The following is a 24618-nucleotide window of genomic DNA, read 5'->3' on the forward strand; positions in this document are numbered from 1 at the left end:
TCAGACAATAGCCAATTTTTTGACTAACTCCTCTGGATCTGGGTGATAGTACCGTTTTAGCATCTGCAAATCTTTATGCCCAGTAATACTAGCCAATTCAATTAGATTGGGGACTTTTTTTGCTATTCGGCTTGTTGCTTCATGACGTAAATCATGAAAATTCAAGTCAATCAGATAATACCTGTCGGAGTCGGCACTCATGGATAAGCACTCGAGCTCGTACTCTTTTCTAGCCCGTTTGACGGCTCTCTCGAAAGACTGAGTAATGGAATCTGGTGACAACCCAAAAACTCTACCGTCGATTCTTCGCGGCACCTCCTTCAATATCGCCTGAGCTGCCGGAGATAGTGGCACCACTCTAGTTTCTCCATTTTTTGTGTCCTCAAGACGAATCAAATTTTTTTTCAGATCAACATTCACCCACTTTAGAGCTGCCAGCTCGGATCTACGAGCCGCTGTTTCAAGAGCAAGGCCGACAAGGCGTGGTAATTGATCACTTTCTGTGGCGTTGATAACTGCCTGGATTTCATCATCACTAATACGCCTATTGCGCCCCGGTGGGGGACTTGGCTTTCTAACTTGGGGCACACCACCTGGAAGAGCAATTCCCCAATCTAAAACACATGCTTTTAGAACTCGGGAAATCAAACCTAACTCATGGATAACAGACTGAAGGCCAACCTCCTTTAACCGCTCATCCCTGAATCTCGATAGGACCGTGCTATTGACTGCTGCTAAAGGAAGCCTCCCAAGCTTTTCTTTTATAGTCTTAATTCTAGATTCGTCAGAAGCTTTACCTTTTAGATTTGGTAGGACCTCTCTGCTGTATCGCTCACACGCATCTGCAAGGCTAGTGGATTCGGCTTCCGCTCTAGAAACATAGACTCCACGATCAATTTCAGTTTCGACCTCACGAGCCCATTGTTCGGCATCCGTTTTTTTGGTGAATGTCTTGGTGGCTATGACGTGCTTACGCCGAATCTGAACATGCCACTGATTGTCTCGCCCATCTTTCTTTCGAATTGTCGCCATACAAAACCCCTAGTGTGCCGAAATTGTGCCAATAAACTGTATTTTGTTTTAATTATCCTTTATAATCAATACATATCTTTGGTCAATATTTAGCTTCCGAAGCCAAAGGTCACAGGTTCGACTCCTGTCGGGCGCGCCATATTGTTACATTCACAACCAACCTCCTATACAACATCATCTATCCGCTGTTTGTCGAGGCCGCAACGTACTCAGCAGCACAGGCGCATGGTATTCAATCCGGTCTGGCCATTCACGGATGGGGAGAACGAAACGGTCACCTAGCAATTGATCGCCATGATTAAAATGCAGCGTGTCGTCGGCGTTTGGGTTGTCAATCTGTACACCCAGGCGCTGAGCAATCCACAATCCAAGTTCGTAATGGCTGATCCAGGATTGCTGTATCAAGTCGTGAGGCTTGTCAGCATCAGCGGAGAATACCATCAGCGGCACTTCAACCACCTCGGGTTGCAAGCGGTTATGGCCCCAACGGCCGCCCTCGCCCAATAGCTGACCATGGTCGGCGGTGATAATCAGGTATTTTTCACCCTCCAGTTTTGCAAAGGCTTGCAGGATGCGGTTCATGACGCCATCCCAATGCAGCAAGGCATTGTCGTAGGTGTTGCGCATGCGGGTTTCATGGTCTAGCTGGCCTGTGGTGGACCATGGGGGAGCAAAGGCAGCGTCATGCTGGTAGTTTTCTTCATAGGGAAAATGCACGGCGCGCATGTTGAAGACGACAAAACTTTTATCGGTGGGCATTTGCTTTTCAATAATATCGGCCAGCAATGCATCGCGACGCTGCATGAACCCGAGCACGCGGTTTTCTTTGGTCACCACATGGTCGATGAAAGGGCGCCCGAGATATGTCAGCAGCTTGGATTCCTGCGACGATAACCAATAGGTTTCGTAGCCTCGCTCGTTCGCCAGCCTGAAAAGGTTATGCCGCTTGTCTCTCATCCAGGCCTCCTGGCCTGGCTCGCGTATCACGTTAATCAGTGCAGGCAGGCTGACGGCGGTACTCACCCCGGCGGCAATCCCTTGCAGAGGCACGCCATCCAGCTTGCCCATCCAGGCTTGCAAATGCGGAGTGGTATTGCGGGCGGCACCGTAGGCACTCATGCGATCGGGCCGCAACGAATCGGCCACCACCAGCCAGATGTGGCGGGCTGAAGGTGATGCGACCTGCGGTGTCATTGTGTACGGCACCATCGCATGCATGCTTGTTGCATGAGGAGAGGCTCCCTCCTGCAACCCTTTTACCGCAAAAAATGAAAACACATTCATGCTGTTATGCAGGGCACTGCGGGTAGGACCTGGCAAAAAGTCTTCCAGATCGCGGTAACTTGCACGTATGGGTTTGGCCGCGATGATGAGCAAAATCAGCAGCCAGGCCAGGCCAAAATACGGCGTATTTATGCGCGGCGACAAGACCCCATGCAGAAATGCAAGAGCCCCATATGGCAGGCCCACCACCACCACTAGCCAGATATAAGGCCGCCAACTGGCCTTTAGTGCCTGACTGACATCTTCCGGATTCAGCAAGGCATTTTGCAAATCGCTCACACCTAGCGGCTCCCCGGTGAATGCCAGATTGGCGAACTGCATGACCTGCATGGTGGCAAACAGGGCCAATACCAGCAGCACCAGCCATCGCTGCCGGCATAACCAGAACGACAGACTGAGCAGCCAGATCACCAGGGCATAAACGGGTTCAAACACGGCATAGTGCGCACTGCCCAGCAGATGAAACAGGACGTCATCGGCCATCAGCAGAATGGACGTCAGGATGGATAGCCCGACAAGCAGGCTGAGTTGACGCCACGACAAAGCACTTAACACGCGGAGATATCCTTCACTGGATACCCGGTCGCGCGACATAGGAACAGCAAAAAATCAGCAGGCATATTCATCCGCAGAAAACCAGGGTATCTGGCCAGATGCAAAAGCCAGACCTGTCGCAACTACGTAACGAAAAACATAAATAGCTGATTTAATTTATAAAAAAATACAAAATACACACAGCATGGCCATTTTTTGCAGGCTCAGCTCACAAAACAGCGCAAATTCTGCAGGGCTACAACATCAATCCGGCCCGTTGCAGGCTTGTTATAAACTCCCCCACCTCCTGATACCCAACAATTTTGGCCGAGCGCATTTCCAGACCTTGCGCATTGAAAAAAACCAGGCCGGGCGGCCCAAACAGCTTGAATCGCTTCAGCATCGCTTGCTGCTCAACCGTGTTTTTCGTCATATCGACTTGCAATAACAAGGCATCTTTCAGCCCATTTTTTACACGTGCATCGCGAAAAGTGGTTCGCTCGTACTCTTTGCATGCAGCACACCAGTCCGCATAAAAATCCAGCACAACTGCTCGCCCTTTGGTATCCGCCAACACACTATCCAGTTCGGCCAATGACTGAACAGGCTGGAAGGCCAACCCGGATTCAGCCACTTGCGGCTTGGCTTCTGCGTGTAAATTGACGAGAGGTTGCAACAGATTCTGACTGCCCGTCATTGCCCCCAGAAACAGACTCACCCCCATTAACAACACCAGCACACCGCAGCCCTTGCAAAACATCTGCCACCGCGTCTTGTTTGGAGGCAGGCTATCAAGGGCATGCAGATAGATAGAGGAAACAACCAGCAGGGCCGCCCACAACAACATCTGAACACTGACGCTGATCACTGGCGAAATAATCCAGATCGCCATGCCCAGCATCACGACACCAAAGAAATTACGCACCACTTCCATCCAGCGCCCAGCTTTGGGCAGCAAGGCCCCTGCGGAAGCGCCCACCACGAGCAGAGGCACCCCCATCCCGAGCGAAAGGCTGAACAAGGCCATGCCACCCAGCACGACATCATGGGTCTGCCCTATATAAAGGAGAGCGCCCGCCAATGGCGCGGCAACACACGGGCTGACAATAAGAGCAGACAGCACGCCCATGACAAACACCCCTGCAAGCCGCCCACCCTTGATACGGTTGGTATAGCCCAGCACACTTGATTCCATTCCCCCGGGCATCTTGAGCTCATAAAAGCCAAACATGGAAAGCGACAGCAGCACAAACAGCAGCCCGCTGGTGCCAAGCACCCAGGGACTCTGCAGGGCAGCACTGATCAAATGTCCGGAAAGGCCGGCAATCACGCCCGCGACGGTATAACTAACCGCCATCCCCAGGGTATAGGCCAGAGACAAATTGAATGCCTGCAACCGGCTGGTAGTTTGCCCTTGACCGACAATGATTCCGGAAAGAATAGGGATCATCGGAAATACGCAGGGCGTCAGAGATAACAAGAGGCCAAAGCCAAAGAAGCCCAGAATCACCAGCCAAAGTTTGCCGCCTTGCAACAAGTGCCCGGCCTTATCCATGGGAATCTCGGGGCTGACCTCAGGAACAGTGGCCAGCACAGGCAAGCTGAGGTTCACCGTTTTCTCCATGGGCGGATAACACAATCCATGTTCGCTACAGCCCTGATAGCGGGCAATCACGGTGACGGCGCCTTGGGCGGTGGCTGGCAAATTCCCGGTCACCACCAGATGCTGGTGATAGACCTCACTTTCTCCCAGATTGGGATCCTGCTTCATCTCTCCCGAAGGCATGATCACAGGCAAGTCCTGACCGTCAGGCCCCATGTGAAAACTGATACGTTTCCGGTAGAGGTAATAGCCCGGTGCTATCGAGAACTCAGCCTGAAAACGCTGGGAAGCGATACTTTTCATTTCAAGCTGAAAAGCCTGATCGGGCTCAAGGAAGTCACTGCTGTTGTTATCAGGTGCGTCACTTTCAAGCGCATGCGCGATGGGGACCAGCAGCATCCACATCAGCAAAAGTAAAGTGTGTTTCGGAAATACGCGTGGCATGGAGTGTCTCTCGGAATAAGCTGGTTCAGATAATGACGATATCGCCGGAAACGAGGTCAGGGTGACTATCCCCTGCTCCCAGCTGGGCAATCTGCACCGCCACCTTGGCACCCGTGCCATCCGCGTCATAAGCCAAGACGCCTGTACTACTGTCATACATCAGGTAGTCGTTTGCATCCTGGGGGGCGCTATTGCCAAGATTGTCGGAAACATCCTCTCCAGCCTTGAATTTGGTAAAGATGGCATGGCTCAACTCAATGGTGTCGGTACCAGAGACAAAGTCCACCAGGGTATCGACATTGCTGGCCGAGGCCGCGGTATTGAAGAGGAAAATATCCGCATCATTCCCACCTTCCAGTTGATCCAGCCCGGCACCGCCAATCAGGATGTCGCTGCCCGCACCGCCATGCAGGCTATCTGCGCCGACACCACCATTCAGGGTATTGGCCGCATCATTCCCCGTCAGCGTGTTGGCTAATCCATTCCCTGTCAGGTTCAGCAGGCTGCTGCCGGTCGCACTTGCATCCAGATTCTCCAGATTCGCGCCCAAAACCAGAGTGCTGGCCTTGGTCAGACTGACACTCCCTCGCAATACCACCGTGTCATCGCCGCCACCCGCGATCTCAGTCACGCTGTCCTCCAGGCTCGCAACAGCTTTAGCACCAGCTCCGGTCACTTTCAGGTCTACCCGGTATTCGTCATCCCCGGCGCCACCGGCCAGTTTGTCTGTGCCCGCACCACCGTCCAGTAGGTTGGCGCTGCTGTTCCCGGTCAGCGTGTTGTTCAGGCTGTTCCCCGTTCCAGACTCGGCACTGCCGGTCAGTACCAGCTTCTCCACATTCGCACCCAAGACATAGTCGACACTCGACTCGACCATATCAATCTCGGTCGCCAGGCTAGACGTTTCTGTCACCACATCGCCAGCATCGTCCACCACATAGGTATCGTTACCCAGCCCGCCTGTCATGGCATCCGCACCCACTCCACCGTCTAGGCGATTGGCAGCGGCGTTTCCGGCAAGCGTATTGTCTGCCGCATTGCCCGTGCCGTTGATGGCAGCCTTGCCGCCGAGAATCAAATTCTCCAGTCCATCGGCAAGCACATAGGTTCCCTTGGCGAGGGTAGCTTTGATGGTATCGGCACCACTGGCGTCGGTAATGGCATCCGCCAGGTTATCAACCAGATACATGTCATCGCCGGCACCACCGTCCAGTGTGTCGGCCCCTGCGCCCCCATCCAAGGTATCATCGCCATCTCCGCCCGAAATGGTGTTAATGGCAGCATTGCCCGTTAACGCGTTATCCAAGGCGTTGCCTGTCAGGCTGAATACCACCTTGTTGGTCAACACAGCATCTTCAACATTGCTGCCCAAGGTATAGCTTCCGGTAACCGCGATACTCACCTGGACCTTATCCTGCCCGCCACTGCCACTGGATTCGATGACGACATCACCCACATTGTCCACCAGGTAAAGATCGTCGCCATTACCGCCAGTCATCGTATCGGCCCCGGCACCACCATTCAGGGTATTGGCCGCATCATTCCCCGTCAGCGTGTTGGCTAATCCATTCCCTGTCAGGTTCAGCAGGCTGCTGCCGGTCGCACTTGCATCCAGATTCTCCAGATTCGCGCCCAAAACCAGAGTGCTGGCCTTGGTCAGACTGACACTCCCTCGCAATACCACCGTGTCATCGCCCCCACCCGCGATCTCAGTCACGCTGTCCTCCAGGCTCGCAACGGCTTTAGCACCAGCTCCGGTCACTTTCAGGTCTACCCGGTATTCGTCATCCCCGGCGCCACCGGCCAGTTTGTCTGTGCCCGCACCACCGTCCAGTAGGTTGGCGCTGCTGTTCCCGGTCAGCGTGTTGTTCAGGCTGTTCCCCGTTCCAGACTCGGCACTGCCGGTCAGTACCAGCTTCTCCACATTCGCACCCAAGACATAGTCGACACTCGACTCGACCGTATCAATCTCGGTCGCCAGGCTAGACGCTTCTGTCACCACATCGCCAGCATCGTCCACCACATAGGTATCGTTACCCAGCCCACCTGTCATGGCATCTGCACCAGATCCACCGTCCAGGCTGTCGTTCCCAGCACCACCATCCAGCGTATCGCTGGCCGCCAGGCCAAACAGCTTGTCATTCCCCGCCAGGCCATGCTGGATGTCGCTACGTGATGTGCCGTTGATGGTATTGGCCGCAGCCGTCCCCGTAATCTCAGCGGAGGCCGTTGTGAAGTTGTAACTGGTCACACTGGCCAATGTATTGCCACTTGCATCCGCCACCGTACCGGCAGCGAACTCAATGCTGTATCCCGTGCTGAATTGCAATGCTGAGTCAGGGGTGATGGTCAGCAGATTGCCACTTATGCTGAGATTGCTGCTACTCGCGGCGGCGTAGGTTTCGATGACGTTACCATCCGCATCCTTGAGCACGATATCGCCGGTGCCACGAACCACGTTTTCACTGAAGGTAACCTGAATGGCGGTATCAATCGACACCCCGGTTGCCTCATCTGCCGGGGCAAGCGTTTTTATGGTGGGAGCCGTGGTATCCGTCGTTGAAAATGCATCTGGATAGAGCGTCGTCAGATCAACCTTGACCGAACCATTGCTGAATTTGAGGATTTCCACATTCTTTACGCGGATGTGATAAGTGGCACTGGCGCCCGCTTTGGAGTCAATGGTGATGTAACCATCACTATCCGGTGCCGAAATGGTGAAATAGGATTTGGCAAGGCGATCAAAACTCAGGGTGTCCGTCCCCGCCTTTCCATCATAGGTCAGGACCTGCCCGTAGCGTGCGATGGTATAGCTATTGTTTCCTGAATTCCCGGTGTAGGTGGTCATGTGCTCATGTCCTCATGCTGTATCTGATTGTTGTGAAGGGGAGGCTGATCGCCCGTGAAGTGCAGCTCTCCGTTACTGTCCATCGCAAGCGACCGAATGCCTTGTGCTGACAACCATGCTGTTGCATCTTCGCCTTTGAGCATGGCAATCGTGCTGTAGCTGCCCGCCGTAACGCACAAGGGCGCCAGCACACTCACCGATTGCCAGCCTGTCACCGGATAGCCTGTGACGGGGGATAGCACGTGGCAGTAACGCTTGCCTGAAATTTCAAAAAACCGCTCATAATCCCCGCTGCTTGCCAGAGCGCCACGCTCAATCGGGATACTGGCAAGCAAGTCATCCGGTCTTCTCGGATGCTGAATACCCATGATCCAGGGAGCGCCATCCTGCTTGGGGCCGACAACGCTGATATCGCCTCCCAGATTCACATAGCCATGGATCACGCCCTGTGCGAGCAGGACACTGGCTGCCCGATCAACGGCATACTCTTTGCCAAATCCGCCAAAATCGATCTCCATGCCCGGCTGTGGCAGCCTGAACTGTGGGCCATCCCACTCCACATGCGACCAACCCACCAGCGCCAGACAAGCCTGCAGATCGGTATCACTCGGTAGTTGCGGGATATTGAAATTCCAGGCGCGCCGCAGCACGCCGGAGGTAATGTCGAAGAGGCCATCGCTGGCCGTGAAAAGAACGTCCGCGTACTGCAGCAGGGAGAGCGTCTCCTCATCACAGTGCACGGCATCCGCACCTGCCGAACGATTGATGCGGGAGATAACGCTGTCTGCCAGATAACGAGAGTATTTTTGCTCAATGCGCCTGACCTCGTTAATGGCCAACGTCGCGGCAAGCTGAGCCTGTTCGGCTTCAGGCGAGCCAATGACGATCTCGCACCGGCTACCCATGGACTTGAACCGGAAGCGATGCGTGGCCGGGGCAATCTGGCTGATTTCTATATCCAAGGAGAACACCATGGTCAAAACCTGCGCGAAATACCAAACTGCAGGCTGCGATAGCGGAAAGGTGCAATCCCTGTACTGCCTCCTGAATTCAATGCCCACTCACTGCGTTGCTCATACTGTTCAATCTTGGCATCCACCGTCCAGTTTTCATCCAGCTGCTTGGCCACCTTCATGCCCACGGTGAACGCGCCATACTCCGAAAGACGCTGATCCTCCGAGTAATACTTGGCGTTAAAGTCAGGGAACGTTGGCAAGCCATTGGCATTGGGCAAGGCTTCCAGATAGAAATCGGCGGCGGTCTGGGTGTAGTAGCGCAAGAGGGGCGTCACGGTCCAGCCGTGCGCCAGCGGTTGCGCATACTCTGTCGCCAGCGTATGCGCCCGGATGCCATAGGTATCCGTGTAATAGCGATAGGAGACGTGACTGCTACCGCCAAGCTGATCAACATGATGATTCCAGCGCAGCAGTATTGTCGAGTGATCGCGTCCACGCGGACGTTCGTCAAACGCTTTGTAAGGGTCCGAAAAATATCCGTTGCCCTTGGAGTATCCCAGATTGAGCTGGACAATATCGCGCACGGTGAGAATCTGCGTGACCCCCACGATCCAGTCCGTCACGTGTTTCTTTTCACCGACGACAGCCAGGTTGTTGGGATTGATATCGTCATTCGACACCCCCATGCCTGCATTAAACGTCGTATTCTTGTCTTCGGTAGATAATGTCCCCTGCACGGAAAATCCGCGTGAGATGTAATCCGACTCATTGGAGTAACTGCTGCCAACCGTTACCGTTCCGCGCTGCATGTAATGCGTCAGCCTGAGGTCGATCGCACGACGCAAGTCCTCCATGGACGTCAACTGTCGTGAGTGATAGGCAGGCGATGCGCCGGAGACCGAATCAGACGTGTAAGTGCCGCTGACAGACCAGGCGCCTGCAATCGGCATCATGACCATGACCGAAGGTGCCCGGACGCGAATGCGTTCGTCCCCGGGTTGCCAGTCGCTATAGTCGAGATACTTGAATGCCACAATGCCTCGTTCAGGCGCCAGATCAGCATGGGCAGGCATGGCCACTGGCAGCAGAGCAGTCGCTGCTGACAGCAGCACCGCCCCTTTGCCTATCATGTCCAAAGCAGAACTGCCGGAAGCTTGTGGGATGGGTGATCGTTGTATTTTCATTATGTTTTCCTGACTCCGGCCGCTTTAGTTACAGCCACAACCCCCACCGCCTACACCGCCTCCGCCTGAGGCACCCTCCTTGCTGAAATAGGTATGCTCGGTAAAGTTAGTGTCAAGCACATCCCCTTCAAAGGTCATCTCCGGCTTGGCCAGGGTTCCTTTCTCCCATGGTTGTACGCGCGTGATTCCAGAACAGCCAGCGAGCGGGAGGATGGACAGGATCAGCAGCCATCGCCATTTCAGCTGCCTCATTTGGGAGCCCCTAAAAGGGACTGAATTTTCAATTCCAGCTTTTCTCGATCCGCAGCATTGAACCCCATATGCTGCATGATCACTTTGCCGTCTCGATCAATGAGGTAGCTGGTTGGCATGCCTTTTACCCCATAGGCTCTTGGCGTCACGCCCTTGGCATCGAAAGCCACTGTAAATTTGGCAGGCGTCCCCGCCAGAAAGCTGGCAGCATCGTCCTTATTCGCATCCAGATTGATGGCGACGATCTGAAGCCCTTGCGCTTGATATTTCTCCTGCATGCTGTTCATCCAGGGAAAAGACTGCTTGCAAGGGCCACACCAGGATGCCCAGAAATCCAGGTAGACCACCTTGCCTTTGTATTGCGCGAGTGAAATATTTCCGGCCGCGCTTGGCAGCTCAAAATCAGGGGCAGCAGCATAGTCAGCAAACCCCTGGCTCATTCCGATACTCAGTCCCAGAGCCAGCACAACCAGCAGACCTCTCTTGATACTCCGTTTCACAGCTTCTCCCCTTTTCACTTAACTTGATGTTTGATCATGGGTCTGCACTTAAATATTAAAAATGCAAAGACTTCCTGCAGATACCATGCGGTATGCATGCATATGTGCAAATCGCATTCCACCCGCCATGAGACCAACCACCACCCACATAAAAAGGGAATTAATCTATTGATTTATATATTGAAGTATTTAGAAGAAGCTTATTCTCAAAACCAAATTACGAAGGTCAATCAAGACGAAATCCCACATTTCCTGCATGGGTATTAAACATCCTCATACTTTTTTTGCGCACCCCGCGCCACACCGGATGATCAACCGGCAAAACAAGTTGTCCAATCCTGACATCCCAATCTCCTGCCCACATGTGTACTAAAGACCTTTTTTCCAGACCAGCAACCACTCCTCACCGACTGTCAGAGGCCACGTTTTACTTACCGGGTTTTGCGTTAAGGAATGAAGCCTCCCTGCTGATCGATATTGCTCGCGTTTTAGAGCAGTCGCCTTTACGTCATATGCAGACCCCAGGCGGATTTACCATGTCGGTGGCCATGAGCAATTGCGGTGAACTGGGCTGGGTCAGTGATCGCAAAGGCTATCGCTACACCACCATGGATCCGCTGACCAATGCACCATGGCCTGCGTTGCCGCCGTGCATGCAGCAGCTGGCCACCGAAGCAGCAGCGCTCTGTGGCTTTGCCGGATTTATGCCGGATGCCTGCCTGATCAATCGCTATGCACCGGGAACACGCATGAGCTTGCATCAGGACAAGAACGAGCAGGATTTCAGCGCGCCCATCGTCTCGGTATCGCTGGGGGTTGATGCCGTATTTCAGCTCGGCGGCCTGCAGCGTAGCGACAAACCGCTACGCATGGGGTTGCAGCATGGCGATGTGGTGGTGTGGGGTGGGGAAGACAGATTGCGTTTTCATGGCGTGTTGCCGATCAAGCCACAGCAGCATCCACTAACGGGAGCAGACCGCATCAATCTGACGTTTCGCAAGGCAGGCTAAAGGCTCGCTACCAAACAGCGTACCCGGCTTGCGACCATGAGACTTGCGACCATGAGGAACGCGCAGAAAATCACTACAGAATCAACGCAATTACCCGGCAGCAAGCCAAGTCAAACCAAGATCAATGGGAGTTTTTACAACAGGATCGTTATTTTTAAGCCATTGTTTATTATGGTAAAATAACTTTTTGTGGTGCCGGGGGGGGGACTCGAACCCCCACACCTTGCGGCGGCGGATTTTGAGTCCGCTGCGTCTACCAATTCCGCCACCCCGGCTGAGTGGAACGCGATTATAACAAAGCTTGAGCAATATGCGAACCGAAGATTTTGATTTTTTCCTGCCTGAAGAACTGATCGCCCAATTCCCTGCCGCCGAGCGTGATGGCAGCCGCCTTTTAAGGCTGGATGGCAATAGCGGCGCGATTGCCGACCATCAGTTTCGCGAACTTCCGCAGTTTTTAAACGCGGGCGATGTGCTGATATTCAATGATACGCGCGTGATCAAAGCCCGCTTGCAGGGCCACAAGGAAAGTGGCGGCAGCATTGAGCTGCTGATTGAGCGGCCGCTGGATACCCAGCGGGCGCTGGCGCATATTCGGGCATCGCGCTCGCCCAAGCCGGGCAGCCGCATCTTTATTGGCGATGGCATTCCGGCACGTGTTATCGAGCGTCAGGACGACCTGTTCCTGATTGAGGTGGAACACAGCATCCCCTTGCTGGATCTGCTTGACCAGTATGGCGCCCTGCCCTTGCCACCTTATATTACCCACGCCGCCGATGCAGCAGACGACGAGCGCTACCAGACGGTATACGCCAGAACGCCGGGGGCCGTGGCGGCGCCCACCGCCGGTCTGCATTTCAACCAGGCCATGCTGGATCGCCTGCAGGCACAAGGCATCCAGATTGCCTATGTCACTCTGCATGTGGGCGCGGGCACGTTTCAGCCGGTGCGTGTCGATGACATCCGCGAGCATCGCATGCACAGCGAGATTTATACCGTGCCGCCTGCCACCGTCGACCTGATCAATGCCGCGCGTGCCGCTGGCCACAAGATTACCGCCGTCGGCACAACCGCCTTGCGCGCCCTGGAAAGCGCGGCACGCACAGGCACCCTGGTCGCAGGCAGTGGCGAAACCGACATTTTTATCACGCCCGGTTACCGCTTTCAGGTGGTCGAGCGCTTGCTGACCAACTTTCACCTGCCCAAAAGCACGCTGATGATGCTGGTATCGGCGTTTGCCGGGGTGGAGCATATTCGCGCGGCCTATGCCCATGCGATTGCCAGCCGTTACCGCTTTTTCAGCTACGGCGACGCCATGCTGCTGGAACGTCGGGAAACCATGGACTAAAACGGTTCCCCTGCGCGAAACAGCGAAATGGCAGGTTGTGCACAAGCAGCATCGTCAACGGAACTCCTGCTGCCTGTCCGCTTCATAATCGGGTATTCTTCCCATCCTGCACGGGACTAAATCCCGACGGATGACCCAGGCCATGACCACAATGCGCCGTGAATTTGAGAGTGAGATGAGAGTTGCCATGACGTTAAACCGCTTTACTGCCATATCCGCCTTTTGTGCCAGCCTGGTATTGGCCCTGCCTGCGACCGCCCAGGTGTTGCCAGAAGCCCAGGTCGGCATACGCATTCCTCTGGTAAAGAAACCGACCACCCGGCCGATGGGTGTTGCCTATTCGCCGCTGCATCAGCGCTATTTTGTTGCCGATGGTGGACTGGGCCCGGTACCGGGCTCAATGGATATCACCACCTCGCGCTCTGAAGTGCATGTGTTTGATGCCACCGGCAAGTATCTGCAATCGGCCCTGCCTGGGTTGGATAACCGCGCCATTTACTTCAATCCCAACACGCAGCATATTGAAACCATTACCTATAACGTTTCAAGCAATGCAGGCTTTACACCGGGGACAGGCATTTTTGCCCTGGAGATCAACGACAAGGGCGAGCTGACAGACAATACCAATGATGTACTCAGCTTTAACCCGGCGTTTGGTGATGCCGCGACCATGCCGAGCTACGACGCTCAGCGCCAGCGCTATTACGCCAAGCAGGAACGCAGCAACCGGGTATGGGTAGTCGAACCAAAACAGCGCGAGAAAGTCACCGAGATCTTGCTGGACCTGGATGCGGCAGGTGCGAAGTTTGATGACGTGAGCGACCACTTTATCGCCTACACCGGTATTACAGGCGAAGAACTCGCCATGCTGGATGTCGACCACAAGGCGATTCTGGTGTTTGACCTCAACGGCAAGCTGGTGGGCAAGAGCACCTTGCCGGGCAATATCAAGCTGCTGTCGCAAAACCATTACAACGGGGTTGGCTACAGCAATGGCATGCTGTTTGTATACGCCGAGCGTGAGGGGGAGTTTGGGACTTACCTGGGATTCAAAATCTCGGACCAGACAGCTCCCTGATCCTAATGCCCAGAGTTAATAACTGGGGCGATAGCTCCAGTTGTTGCGCCAGGCGCCGAGCACCATATTGGGATATTCGGGTTGGCCCAGGCTGCCGTTGTAACGGCCAAGGGCCCGGTACAGATCGCCGTTTTCGATATCCAGGTAATGCCGCAGGATGGTGCAGCCATAACGCAGATTCAGGCGCAGGTGAAACAGGTTATGCTCCGGCGAACCGATGCTGCGCACCCAGAACGGCATGACCTGCATGAAGCCGCGCGCGCCGACTTCCGACACCGCGTATTTCTTGAAGCCACTTTCCACTTGAATCAAGCCCAGAACCAGTTGCGGATCCAGCCCCGCCCGCGATGCCTCGTAATGCACAGACCGTAAAAAATCCTCGCGCATGGTCTGATCCGGCATGCGCTTTTTTAGGCGCTCCGACATGTCCTGCATCCAGCGCTGGCCTTCCACCTCGCTGGCAAATACCAGTCTGGGCGCGGCCAGATCGCTGACGGACTTCTGCATCAGCGCCCGCACACTATTCGAGAGCGGCTCTTCTTTCTGCGCACCGGCGTGGGCAGGCAGAGCACTTAAGAGTGCCCACGCCAGCCAGCCGGATATACAGAGTTTATTCAATGCGCGCATCCTCATCATCAGTCTGTTACGGCGTCAGACGCTGCAGGTTTAGCCCGCAGCCCACATAAAGAACGGACTTCAGGCCAGTGCCTGCTTGAGCTTGCTGACAATATCGCTCAGCGCAACAGACTGCGCCTGTTCGTCAGTACGTGCCTGATACTCGACCTGGCCTTCCTTCAGGCCACGGTCGCCAATCACCACGCGGTGCGGGATGCCGATCAGTTCCAGATCAGCAAACATCACGCCCGGCCGCTCGCCACGGTCATCCAGCAGCACATCAATGCCGGCCTGCTGCAGTTCTGCATACAGGGCCAGCGCAGCATCCTTGACGGCATCGCTTCTATCCATGCCGATAGGCGCAATCGCCACACTGAACGGCGCCATGGCGGCGGGGAAAATAATGCCGCGGGCATCGTTGCCTTGCTCAATCGCTGCACCCACGATACGGGATACGCCGATACCATAGCAGCCCATTTCCATGATCTTGAGCTCGCCGTTTTCAGCCTGATAGGTTGCGTTCATCGCCTCGGCATATTTGGTGCGCAACTGGAAGATGTGGCCGACTTCAATGCCGCGGCACAGTTCCAGCACGCCCTTGCCATCCGGACTGGGGTCGCCGTTGATCACATTGCGGATATCCGCCACCAGCGAAGGCTCGGGCAAATCACGACCAAAGTTGACGCCCGCCAGGTGGAACTTGGGTTTGTTGGCACCACAAACAAAATCGCTCATGGCGGCCACGGTGTGGTCAGCAATGACGCTCACTTCGGCACTCACACCTACCGGGCCAATAAAGCCGGGAGGGCAATTCAGATGTGCGCGGATTTCTTCTTCGGTGGCAAAGCGGAAATCGGCAAAGCCGGGCTGCTTGGCCAGCTTGATCTCATTCAGGCTATGGTCGCCACGCAGCAACGCCAGCACAAAGCGGGATTGGCCTTCGCCATGGGCCACCATCAGGGCAATCGCTTTCACGGTGCGAGTTACGCTGATTCCCAGCAAGGCGGCGACATCTTCGCAGGCGGTCTGCTTGGGGGTATCCACTTCACGCAGGGTTTCCTGTGCGGCGGCGCGTGGCGCCGTTGGTGGCAGCGCTTCTGCCAGCTCCACGTTGGCGGCATAGTCAGAGGCTGGGCAGTAGGCCAGTGCATCTTCCCCGGAATCCGCCAGCACATGAAACTCATGCGAGCCGTCGCCGCCGATGGCGCCGGTATCGGCACGCACCGCGCGGAATTTCAGGCCCAGGCGGTTGAAGACATTGCTATATGCCTGATACATGGTGGCATAGGTTGCCTCCAGCGATTCCAGGCTGGTATGGAAGGAGTAGGCATCCTTCATGACAAATTCGCGGGCGCGCATCACGCCAAAGCGAGGGCGGATTTCATCGCGGAATTTGGTCTGGATCTGGTAAAAGTTGAGCGGCAATTGTTTGTAGCTCTTGATTTCGCGCCGCGCCAGATCGGTGATCACTTCTTCGTGCGTGGGGCCGAAACAGAAAGAACGCTCGTGGCGGTCGGTAATCTTCAGCATCTGGGGACCAAACACATCCCAGCGCCCGGTTTCCTGCCACAGTTCAGCAGGCTGCACCGCTGGCATCAGCAGCTCCAGCGCACCGGCCTTGTTCATTTCGTCGCGCACCACGGTTTCCACCTTGCGCAATACACGCAAACCCAGCGGCATCCAGGTATAGAGGCCAGAGCCCAGGCGCTTGATCAGGCCGGCTCGCAGCATCAGGCGATGACTGGGCAGCTCGGCTTCCTGTGGGGCTTCTTTTTGGGTGGCAATAAAAAACTGAGAGGCGCGCATGAGTAACTCTTAAAAAATAGGGGATGGAAGAAAACTTAAGGTGTGGATTTTATAGAGAAATGCCCACGAAGTCAGCCGAGAGGCGTTTCACGGGGCAAAAACGGCCCGGATCGTGTGCGAAATTAAATCAAATACAACGAAAAACACGCCCGCAGCGCGCGTGCGATGCTCAGCGAGCAGAGCTGTTTCCCGGCTTCCAGCCCGATTTCCATTGTTCCAGCGGGATAACCACAGCCGGCTGGCCGTTATCGTAAAACCAGGAGTCCACGGCAAAACGCTCACCCGAGGCGCGGTCCAGTATGGCGGCGGCGGTATGCGGCCATCCATTGAGAAAGAAACCACGACGCTTGGTATCCAGAATATCGTGAAAACGGATCAGGCCCTCTTTCAGCATCAGCTTCATGTAGGCGGTGCTGTTGGCGGCCTCGTCATTGCAATCCAGCTGACCGGGCTTGCCCCAGACACCAAAGGTCCCTGCCTTGTCGACCGATGTACCGGTTTTGGCACCCACCATCTGCTCCATTTCCCCCAGCGCGTGGCTGATGGCCACACGCTCGGCGGCTGCATTTTCCGGCAGGGGACTAAAGACCTGGACTACGCGCTGCCACTCTTCGGCGCTCAAGGTAATGCGGGCCATGGCGGCACAGCCGCCGCCGTAACATATGTCAAAACCTTCCAGTGTGGGCTTTTGTTGCAATACCTGCGTCAGTGCCGCGCTATCGGCCCAGACAGGGCAAGACAACAACAGAAAAAACGCGGCGATCGCGCCTGCAATCCTGGCACCCCAGTCGCCGCTATCAAAGCACCAGCGGCGCATCGGGCAACTCATTCTGATCATCGGAAGTCGGCGGAAAGTATTGCTGCAAGGCGGCACCTATGCGGGTAATGCCATGCAGGACGCCGGTTTCAAAATGTCCCTGGCGGAACATGGCTTCCATTTCGCGGCAGATTGCCTCCCAGCCAGCTTCGCCTACCCGCTGGTGTATGCCGCGATCGGCAATGATTTCCACATCGCGATCCGCCAGTAACAAATAGATCAGCACGCCATTATTGGCCGCGGTATCCCATACCCGCAGTTGCGAAAACAGCTCAATGGCACGATGACGCGGTGTAACCCCTTGCAGGATATGCATGGGCGAAAGACTGCCCTCCACCACCACGCGAATTTCGCCATTATGTGAGCGCTCGCTCGCGGCGGTGGCCTTCTCAATATTGACAAGTGCCTGCTGACTGAAGTGGCGTTTGAACTGCCATGGCGTTGCCAGCAAGTGGGCCATGAAACGTGAAAATCCGGATTTTTTCAGCATGATTTACCAGTCTCCCGAAGCCCCGCCGCCGCCGAAGCCGCCGCCACCACCAGAAAAACCGCCACCACCGCTGCCGCCACCAAATCCACCACCGCCATAGCCACCAAATCCACCCAGATTGCCAATACCGGCCAACGTGACGACAAAAGCAATGAACGCCAGCACCAGCGCCATGATGAGGCCACCGCCCAGTATCCAGACGGCAGCGCCTATCAGGCCACCAGTAGCCACACCACCAAAAAAGCTGCCCAGCACCGCGCGCAACATGGCGCCGGCGATCAAGCCGCCAAACAGCAGAATCGGCAGCATATCGCCCCAGTCATGTTCGCCACCACGGGCTTGCTGCGGTGGCGCAGGCAGGGCTTCACCGTCGATCAGCGCGGCGATACGCTCCACAGCGGCATTCAGGCCACCGTAAAAATCCCCCTGCCGAAAATACGGCGCCATGACATCACTGATGATGCGCTTGGCGGTGACATCTGGGATTGCGCCTTCAAGGCCATAGCCGACTTCAATGCGCATCTTGCGATCATTCTTCGCCAGCAGGATCAGCACGCCATCGTCCTGCTTCTCGCGCCCCAGTTTCCAGGCTTCCACCACGCGGATGGAATACTGCGCGATATCCTCAGGCTGGGTCGTGGGTACGATCAGGATGGCAATCTGGCTGCCTTTTTGCTGCTCAAATGCCTGCAGGCGGGCTTCCAGCCCGGCCTGCTGCTCAGCCGTCAAGGTCGACGTCAGGTCGGTCACGCGCTGGGTCAGCGGTGGAATGGCTTCCAGCGCCTGCGCCGCTCCCGCCTGCCATAAAGAGGCAAGCAACAGCAGGGGCAGGCACCAGCGCAGCAAGGCGCTCAACTTCTTCACGTATGCTTACTTGTCGAAGTTAACAGCGGGAGCCTTGGAGATTTCCTTCTCGTTTTCCACACTGAAGTTAGGCTTGGGTTTGTAGCCGAACATGCTGGCGGTCAGGTTATTCGGGAAGGTACGAATCGCCACGTTATATTCCTTTACTGCCTGAATATAACGATTGCGGGCCACGGTCACACGGTTTTCCGTGCCTTCCAGTTGGGCCTGCAAATCACGGAAGCTGGCGTCCGCCTTCAGCTGAGGGTAGTTTTCTGCCACGACCAGAAGGCGGGACAATGCCGATGTCATCTGGCTTTGTGCCTGCTGGAACTTGGCAAACGCGGCTTCATCGTTGATCAGCTCAGGGGTTGCCTGAATGCTGCTGACCTTGGCGCGCGCTTCGGTCACTTCGGTCAGTACTTTTTCTTCGTGGCTGGCATAGCCTTTGACGGTGCTCACCAGATTGGGCACCAGATCGGCACGGCGCTGATACTGGTTCAGCACTTCGGACCAGTTGGCGTTCACTTCTTCATCAAGTTGCTGGAAGGTGTTGTAGCCGCAGCCGGTCAGGTTCAGCACCAGCAGCAGTGTCGCCAGTTTAAGCATCAGGGATCGCATGTTGTGTCCTCGTTAGTGTTAAATGAATTCAGTCTTTAGATGAGGGTGCCGTTGCCGATTGCAAGGCATCTTCCTGCAGTTTGCGCATGGTCGCGCGCGCCAGACACAAGTCTTCCCATGCCTTGGCCTTATCCATCAGGTTGCGCAGCAGATAGGCAGGATGGTAAGTGACAATCACCGGCACGCCGTTATATGCATGCAAGCGACCGCGCATGCTGCCGATGGTCGCCTCCGAATTCAACAGGGATTGCGCGGCAAACTTGCCCAACGCTAGGATCAGTTTGGGCTTGATCAGTTCCACCTGACGCTTGAGAAAAGGATCACACTGCTGGACTTCCTCGCCTTGCGGATCGCGATTCTGCGGGGGACGGCACTTGAGCACATTGGCGATATACACATTCTGCCCGCGCTTGAGCTGAATCGCCCCCAGCATGTTATCCAGCAATTGCCCGGCCTGGCCAACAAAGGGCTCGCCGCGCTTGTCCTCTTCGGCGCCCGGCGCTTCGCCTACGATCAGCCATTCGGCGGCAGGGTCGCCCACGCCAAACACCGTCTGCGTGCGGGTGCGCGAAAGACTGCATGCCTGGCAATTCGCCACGCAAGACTGCAGCCCTTGCCAGTCCAGCTGGGCAATGCTGTCGCGTCGCCCTTGCCCCAGCGATGTTGCCATATCGGGCAAGTGATCATCGTCATCAAAGATGGGCAGCAGCATCTCATCCGGAGGAGGGATGTCATCGTCCCAGGGCGGTGAAGAGGTTGATGCGTCGTCCGCTGCATTTGCATCAGCTACTGCGCTGGGGGCAACAGAGGTATCTGAATCGGGCAGCGCATAGGCGGCATGGCTTGCGGCATCCGCTTTCACAGTAGAAGCAACGCTGGTATCCGTTGCGCCCACACCCGTTAGCGCAGCAGCGGTCACGGGGACAGACGTGAGGACTTCCTCACTGGCTTGCGTGGGCGTGGGCAGAGTCGCGACAGCTGGCTCCGCGGCATGCTGCGCTTCAGGTGATTGCGAAGTAGTTGATGCCGGGGTTTCAACGGGGGCTGCAGGCACCGCTTCAAGCGATGCTACCGGCGTGGGTAGCGGTTGCCGCAGATGCCAGGCGGGCAGCAGCTCCAGTTCGCGCAGCATGTCTTCGCGCGTCAGACTCATAGCGCGGCTCCCATCAGCACGGCATCTTCGCGGCCATGCTTGGCAGGGTAGTAATTGCGGCGGATGGCCATTTCATTGAAGCCCATGCTTTCGTAGAGACGCAGCGCCGAGGTGTTGGATGGTCGCACTTCCAGAAACATATTGAGGCCGCCATACTGACGGCCGATCTGCATGACATGCTCCAGCAGCAAGCGCCCCAGCCCCCTGCCCTGCATGGCCTGCGCCACACTGATATTCAGGAGATGGGCTTCATCCAGCACCATCATGACAATGGCATAGCCGACGATGCTGGCGTCTTGCTGCATGACCCAGCAGCTGTGGCCCGCATTCAGCGAGTCCATGAAATTACCGCGGGTCCATGGGTAAGGAAAAATCACCTGCTCGATGGCGACGATGGTATCCAGGTCGTCTTTTTGCATGGGGCGGAATGCCACCCGGGGCTTGAGCACGGCGTTCATTTCAGCCCTGCCATCTTGGCGCGCTCGCTGGTTTTGAGCGCCACCTTGTTACGAATGTACAAAGGCGCTGCCTCAGCCGCCGGGCGCCCTTCACCCGCGGCAAACACTGGCAAGGCCAAAGCCACAATCTCCTGCGCACGCGGGTAGCGGTCAGGCTGTGTGCTTGATACTTGCGCAGGATAAGCGGCTTGGAGGATGTCGGCATAACTGGCCCAACCGCTACCAATCCCGACCCAGCCAGCCCCCTCTAAGGCGGGCACGGCTTCAGGCTTGTATAAGCCTGGGGCGATGACTTCCTGCCATGCATCGCCTTGCCGACGATACACGGCGTGGTACACCTCACCCATGCGCGCATCGAGACAGGCTATCACCTGGTCAGCGCCACTGGCTTCCGCCAGCGCCAGCAGGGTGCATACGCCCACCACCGGCAGACCCGCGCCAAACGCCAGGCCCTGCGCCACGCCACAGCCTATGCGCAAACCGGTGAACGAACCGGGCCCGGCGCCGAAGGCAATGCCATCCAGATCGGTCATGGCGAGTCCGGCTTCGTCCAGCAATTCACGCAACAAAGGCAGAATGCGCTGCGAGTGGGTTTGACCAGCATGCAGCTCGCGCGTCAACACGCGGCCATCCAGATGGAGCGCCAGGGAAAGGTATTCGGTAGAGGTATCGAGTGCGAGCAGCCGCATAAAAACTTCAGTCTGTTATTCAGCCGCTATTTTGCCACGCATTGCCTTGATATGCCCGCGCCGCGTCTTGCCTTCCAGTCTTCTTTTGCGTGAAGCCAGCGTGGGGCGCGTGGCATGCCGCACAGCGGGCGGCCGCGCCACCTGGTTTACCCAGGCATGCAGGCGTTCGATGGCATCCTGGCGATTGAGCAGCTGGCTGCGATGGCGCTGTGCCTTGATGATGAGCACACCTTCGCTGCTCACCCGGGCATCGCGCAGCGCCAGCAATCTGGCCTTGTGCGCGTCATCCAGCGAAGAAGCACGGATATCAAAGCGCAAATGCACCGCGCTGGACACCTTGTTGACGTTCTGCCCGCCAGCACCCTGTGCCCGCATGGCGGTCAGTTCAAATTCGCTGTCAGGAATCACGATGGGCTGCATGAAAAGGGGCTCGGCATTCTGGGGTACCAGGCATTGTAACGCAGGGCTGCCGTGCCGTTAGCCGGTAATCCTGACAGCAGCAAACCGGTTGCCAGCAGGCATGGGCATGGTTACCATGCGGGCATGTCCCCTAGCCCCGCTCCTGCCCAGCCACATTGGCCCGCGATTGTGCAATTTGATGGCCAGCCCGAGCTGGCCTACATTAGCAGTCTGGCGGAGTGGCAAGCCGCGGCCGACCTGCAGCACCACATTTACCATGCACGCGATCGGCTGATTGATGCCCATGGCGCCATTTATACGCTAACGCCACGGGCGCAGCAGCGGGTCAAGCCCCAGGCCACCGGCCAGCATCTGTCGCTGGATCAGGTGCTGGAACTGGTACGCGCACATCTGGCACGTGAAGGCCAGGCCTGCGTCGCCAAGTTCCATGCGCCCTCCATCGCAGCCGCCATCGCCATGGCGAATGATGACGAACACACCGCGCCATGAAACCTGAAGATCTGCACCGCCTGGTGACTATGCAAATGCCGTTTGGCAAATACAAGGGCAGACTGCTGGCCGACCTGCCGGGTAATTACCTCAACTGGTTTGCCCGCGAAGGCTTTCCGCCCGGCGAGATCGGCCGCCTGCTGGCACTGATGCAGGAGCTGGACCACAATGGCCTGAAAACCCTGCTGGACCCGTTGCGGGTACCCGGCCAGCACTAGGTGCCCCGCAATATATACAGACAATACCCAGGAAACTATATGACCAGCCCTCAGCTGCAACAGGCATTGGATGCCTTTGATGCCCGCAATGCCCAAGACCCCAAGCACACCGTGGTCGATGGCAAAGCCATCCCCAATGAGCTGCTATATGCTCAGCGCATGAGCGCCATGCTGCAGCGTTACCGGCCCGATGCCAGTGAAGTGCTGCAGCTGGCCGCCCGCTGCCAGCATATTTGCCGCTGGAGCATTGCACGCGACAGCTACCCCATGACCAAGCCTGGCTACCATCAATGGCGCAATGCGCTGAAAGCCATGCATGCCAAGCTTGCCTCCGACATCCTGCGTGACGTGGGCTATGACGACATCACCCTCCAGCGCGTGGCCCAGCTGGTGGGCAAGGCCGCCCCGCTTAGCGACCCGGATATGCAAACGCTGGAAGACGTGATCGTGCTGGTGTTTGTGGAGGATTACCTGCAAGCCTTTGTCGAGCAGCACCCGGATTACGACACGCCCAAACTGCTGGATATTCTGCGCAAGACCTTGCGCAAGACATCGCCACAAGGCCGCGAGGCCGCCCTCACCATCATCCGCCTGCCGGATGCGCTGGTGCCGGCCATTACCCAGGTGATGCAGGAAGAAGGCTGGCTGCCCGCCTGATATGCGCATTGAGCCACAAAGCAGGCAGGCCGCCATTTTGCATCTGGAGGATGGGCGCCAGCTTGCCTTGCGCGTGGAGTCACATGCCCTTGTTTTTGCCTGGGCCGGACAGGTTATAATCCGCCTGCATTTCCGCACCCTGCGCTCTGCCAACTCCCCGGAAGAAACCCCGCTGTTCAGCCTGGAATCTGCCGAGGCCAGCCCCGAGTGGAAAGCCCAACTGGCGCCATGGCTTGCGCCAGCCCTGGCGTTATTCAGCCAATACCATGGCGGGCGCGTGATCATTGCCAAAGCGCTCGCCATCGACCTTGACCTTCCGGCCTGAGCTGCCGCCACCTCATCAGGAACCTTGCCCTTGAGTCTTGCTTTTACCTACTTCTGTGTCTTATTCGCCGCCATCCAATGGGGCGCCAACTTCAATCTGGCCATTCCCGTGGTGGCCGAAATGCCGCCAGTCGTGGCCGGCGCCACGCGCTACCTGCTGGCCGCGCTCATCATGCTGACGCTGACCTATATCCGGGGCGAACATGTTCCGCTACGTCATGCCCGTGCCTACGTGGTGCTGGGGCTGGTAGGCGTATTCGGCTTCAACCTCCTGTTTTTCCTCGGCATGCAAAGCACTTCAGCGGTCAATGGCGCCCTCATCATGGCGCTGAATCCATTGCTGACCGCGCTCATTGCCTGGGCCACCATAGGCGAGCGCCTGCACATGCGCCAATGGCTGGCATTCCCTATCGGCTTGCTCGGCGTGGCGATTGTGGTGCTTGGCGCAGGGGCGCATCTGGAAATATCGCACGGCGACATTCTGATTTTCCTCGCCAGCCTGAGCTGGGCCGCCTATAACGTCTGCGTCAAAAAAATGATGCCGACCGACACCAGCGGCATCGCCAGCACCGCCGCCATCATGACCGTGGGCGCCCTGGCGCTGACCTTAGTGGCGCTGCTCTCGGGCGAGCACTTCGTCATGCCTGGCCAGCACGCGGCCACGGCGCTGCTGATCATGACCATAGGCGGCGGCGTACTGGCTTACTTGTGCTGGAACGCGGGGATTCGTCGGCTGGGCGCGGGTCGGGCCGCCATCTTCCTGAATCTGGTGCCGGTCACCTCCATGGTGATTGCGGCGATGGAAGGCGTGCCGCCCACGACGATACAACTGACCGGGGCGGCCCTGGTGATTGGTGCCGTCAGTTTTGCCAGCTGGCCGCGTCCGCAGCCCACCGTTGACACTACACCCGCAACCTGAGCTGAACACCCCATAAAAAAAGCCCT

At 56.7% G+C, this 24618-nt stretch carries 26 protein-coding genes and 1 tRNA gene; 8 read left to right on the forward strand and 19 right to left on the reverse strand.

Features of this window, described 5'->3' with window-relative positions:
- From LG203_RS11395 to LG203_RS11430, 8 genes are all read right to left on the reverse strand, one after another.
- Positions 1-1032, reverse strand: a complete 1032-nt coding sequence (locus tag LG203_RS11395; RefSeq protein WP_230345875.1) for a site-specific integrase — start codon at positions 1030-1032, stop codon at positions 1-3.
- 174 nt (positions 1033-1206) lie between these two features.
- Complete coding sequence (locus LG203_RS11400) at positions 1207-2871, reverse strand: sulfatase-like hydrolase/transferase (protein ID WP_230345876.1); 1665 nt, start codon at positions 2869-2871, stop codon at positions 1207-1209.
- Positions 2872-3106: 235 nt separating this feature from the next.
- A complete protein-coding gene (gene dsbD, locus LG203_RS11405) occupies positions 3107-4897 on the reverse strand; it encodes a protein-disulfide reductase DsbD (protein ID WP_230345877.1) in 1791 nt (596 codons plus the stop codon).
- Positions 4898-4922: 25 nt separating this feature from the next.
- Positions 4923-7745 (reverse strand): Ig-like domain-containing protein, encoded by a 2823-nt coding sequence (locus LG203_RS11410; protein ID WP_230345878.1) that lies wholly within the window; start codon positions 7743-7745, stop codon positions 4923-4925.
- On the reverse strand, positions 7742-8719 hold the full coding sequence (locus LG203_RS11415) for an FAD:protein FMN transferase (protein ID WP_230345879.1): 978 nt from the start codon (positions 8717-8719) through the stop codon (positions 7742-7744). Before LG203_RS11415 ends, LG203_RS11410 begins: the two co-directional genes overlap by 4 nt.
- Positions 8720-8721: 2 nt before the next feature.
- The gene (locus LG203_RS11420) at positions 8722-9885 is read right to left on the reverse strand and encodes a DUF3570 domain-containing protein (RefSeq protein ID WP_230345880.1); all 1164 of its coding nucleotides are present in this window, start codon (positions 9883-9885) and stop codon (positions 8722-8724) included.
- Positions 9886-9909: 24 nt separating this feature from the next.
- Entirely contained in the window at positions 9910-10137 is a 228-nt protein-coding gene (locus LG203_RS11425) for a DUF4266 domain-containing protein (protein WP_230345881.1), read from the reverse strand.
- Positions 10134-10637 carry a TlpA family protein disulfide reductase gene (locus tag LG203_RS11430; protein ID WP_230345882.1) on the reverse strand — a complete coding sequence of 168 codons (504 nt, stop codon included), beginning with the start codon at positions 10635-10637 and terminating at the stop codon, positions 10134-10136. Before LG203_RS11430 ends, LG203_RS11425 begins: the two co-directional genes overlap by 4 nt.
- A gap of 362 nt (positions 10638-10999) precedes the next feature.
- On the opposite strand from LG203_RS11430, the gene alkB reads away from it, so the two are divergent.
- Complete coding sequence (gene alkB, locus LG203_RS11435; RefSeq protein ID WP_230345883.1) at positions 11000-11647, forward strand: DNA oxidative demethylase AlkB; 648 nt, start codon at positions 11000-11002, stop codon at positions 11645-11647.
- Positions 11648-11837: 190 nt separating this feature from the next.
- On the opposite strand, the gene LG203_RS11440 is transcribed toward alkB, so the two are convergent.
- A tRNA-Leu gene (locus LG203_RS11440) sits at positions 11838-11922 on the reverse strand.
- A 35-nt stretch (positions 11923-11957) separates the two neighbouring features.
- Here LG203_RS11440 and queA point away from each other — a divergent pair.
- Positions 11958-12995, forward strand: coding sequence for a tRNA preQ1(34) S-adenosylmethionine ribosyltransferase-isomerase QueA (queA, locus tag LG203_RS11445; protein ID WP_230345884.1), 1038 nt, complete (start codon positions 11958-11960; stop codon positions 12993-12995).
- Positions 12996-13146: 151 nt separating this feature from the next.
- A complete protein-coding gene (locus LG203_RS11450; protein ID WP_230346374.1) occupies positions 13147-14073 on the forward strand; it encodes a hypothetical protein in 927 nt (308 codons plus the stop codon).
- 15 nt (positions 14074-14088) lie between these two features.
- On the opposite strand, the gene LG203_RS11455 is transcribed toward LG203_RS11450, so the two are convergent.
- The 10 genes from LG203_RS11455 to arfB all read right to left on the reverse strand — a co-directional run bounded on the left by LG203_RS11455 (position 14089) and on the right by arfB (position 21985).
- Complete coding sequence (locus LG203_RS11455; protein ID WP_230345885.1) at positions 14089-14700, reverse strand: lytic transglycosylase domain-containing protein; 612 nt, start codon at positions 14698-14700, stop codon at positions 14089-14091.
- Between the two features lie 69 nt (positions 14701-14769).
- On the reverse strand, positions 14770-16494 hold the full coding sequence (locus tag LG203_RS11460) for a proline--tRNA ligase (protein ID WP_230345886.1): 1725 nt from the start codon (positions 16492-16494) through the stop codon (positions 14770-14772).
- A gap of 169 nt (positions 16495-16663) precedes the next feature.
- Entirely contained in the window at positions 16664-17311 is a 648-nt protein-coding gene (locus tag LG203_RS11465; protein WP_230345887.1) for a hypothetical protein, read from the reverse strand.
- A complete protein-coding gene (locus LG203_RS11470; RefSeq protein WP_230345888.1) occupies positions 17292-17801 on the reverse strand; it encodes a TPM domain-containing protein in 510 nt (169 codons plus the stop codon). The genes LG203_RS11465 and LG203_RS11470 overlap by 20 nt, the downstream gene beginning before the upstream one ends.
- Before the next feature lie 3 nt (positions 17802-17804).
- Complete coding sequence (locus tag LG203_RS11475; protein WP_230345889.1) at positions 17805-18665, reverse strand: TPM domain-containing protein; 861 nt, start codon at positions 18663-18665, stop codon at positions 17805-17807.
- Between the two features lie 6 nt (positions 18666-18671).
- Complete coding sequence (locus LG203_RS11480) at positions 18672-19265, reverse strand: LemA family protein (RefSeq protein WP_015830831.1); 594 nt, start codon at positions 19263-19265, stop codon at positions 18672-18674.
- A 28-nt stretch (positions 19266-19293) separates the two neighbouring features.
- Positions 19294-20418, reverse strand: a complete 1125-nt coding sequence (locus tag LG203_RS14435; protein ID WP_328487033.1) for a uracil-DNA glycosylase — start codon at positions 20416-20418, stop codon at positions 19294-19296.
- A complete protein-coding gene (gene rimI / locus LG203_RS11490; protein WP_230345890.1) occupies positions 20415-20876 on the reverse strand; it encodes a ribosomal protein S18-alanine N-acetyltransferase in 462 nt (153 codons plus the stop codon). The genes LG203_RS14435 and rimI overlap by 4 nt, the downstream gene beginning before the upstream one ends.
- A complete protein-coding gene (gene tsaB, locus LG203_RS11495) occupies positions 20873-21565 on the reverse strand; it encodes a tRNA (adenosine(37)-N6)-threonylcarbamoyltransferase complex dimerization subunit type 1 TsaB (protein ID WP_230345891.1) in 693 nt (230 codons plus the stop codon). Before tsaB ends, rimI begins: the two co-directional genes overlap by 4 nt.
- A gap of 15 nt (positions 21566-21580) precedes the next feature.
- Complete coding sequence (arfB, locus tag LG203_RS11500; RefSeq protein ID WP_230345892.1) at positions 21581-21985, reverse strand: alternative ribosome rescue aminoacyl-tRNA hydrolase ArfB; 405 nt, start codon at positions 21983-21985, stop codon at positions 21581-21583.
- 123 nt (positions 21986-22108) lie between these two features.
- Between arfB and LG203_RS11505 the strand changes: the two genes are divergently transcribed.
- Genes LG203_RS11505 through LG203_RS11525 form a run of 5 tightly spaced genes read left to right on the forward strand, consistent with a single transcriptional unit; the run spans position 22109 to position 24592 of the window.
- A complete protein-coding gene (locus LG203_RS11505) occupies positions 22109-22474 on the forward strand; it encodes a DUF4144 domain-containing protein (RefSeq protein WP_230345893.1) in 366 nt (121 codons plus the stop codon).
- The gene (locus LG203_RS11510; RefSeq protein ID WP_230345894.1) at positions 22471-22692 is read left to right on the forward strand and encodes a DUF3820 family protein; all 222 of its coding nucleotides are present in this window, start codon (positions 22471-22473) and stop codon (positions 22690-22692) included. Before LG203_RS11505 ends, LG203_RS11510 begins: the two co-directional genes overlap by 4 nt.
- Before the next feature lie 39 nt (positions 22693-22731).
- Positions 22732-23349 carry a DUF4202 domain-containing protein gene (locus LG203_RS11515; RefSeq protein WP_230345895.1) on the forward strand — a complete coding sequence of 206 codons (618 nt, stop codon included), beginning with the start codon at positions 22732-22734 and terminating at the stop codon, positions 23347-23349.
- A gap of 1 nt (position 23350) precedes the next feature.
- A complete protein-coding gene (locus LG203_RS11520; RefSeq protein WP_230345896.1) occupies positions 23351-23674 on the forward strand; it encodes a hypothetical protein in 324 nt (107 codons plus the stop codon).
- Positions 23675-23704: 30 nt separating this feature from the next.
- Positions 23705-24592, forward strand: coding sequence for a DMT family transporter (locus LG203_RS11525; RefSeq protein WP_230345897.1), 888 nt, complete (start codon positions 23705-23707; stop codon positions 24590-24592).
- The last annotated feature ends 26 nt before the right edge of the window (positions 24593-24618 follow it).

The organism is Methylovorus mays, from assembly GCF_020531915.1.
In the GTDB taxonomy this organism is placed as follows: domain Bacteria; phylum Pseudomonadota; class Gammaproteobacteria; order Burkholderiales; family Methylophilaceae; genus Methylovorus; species Methylovorus mays.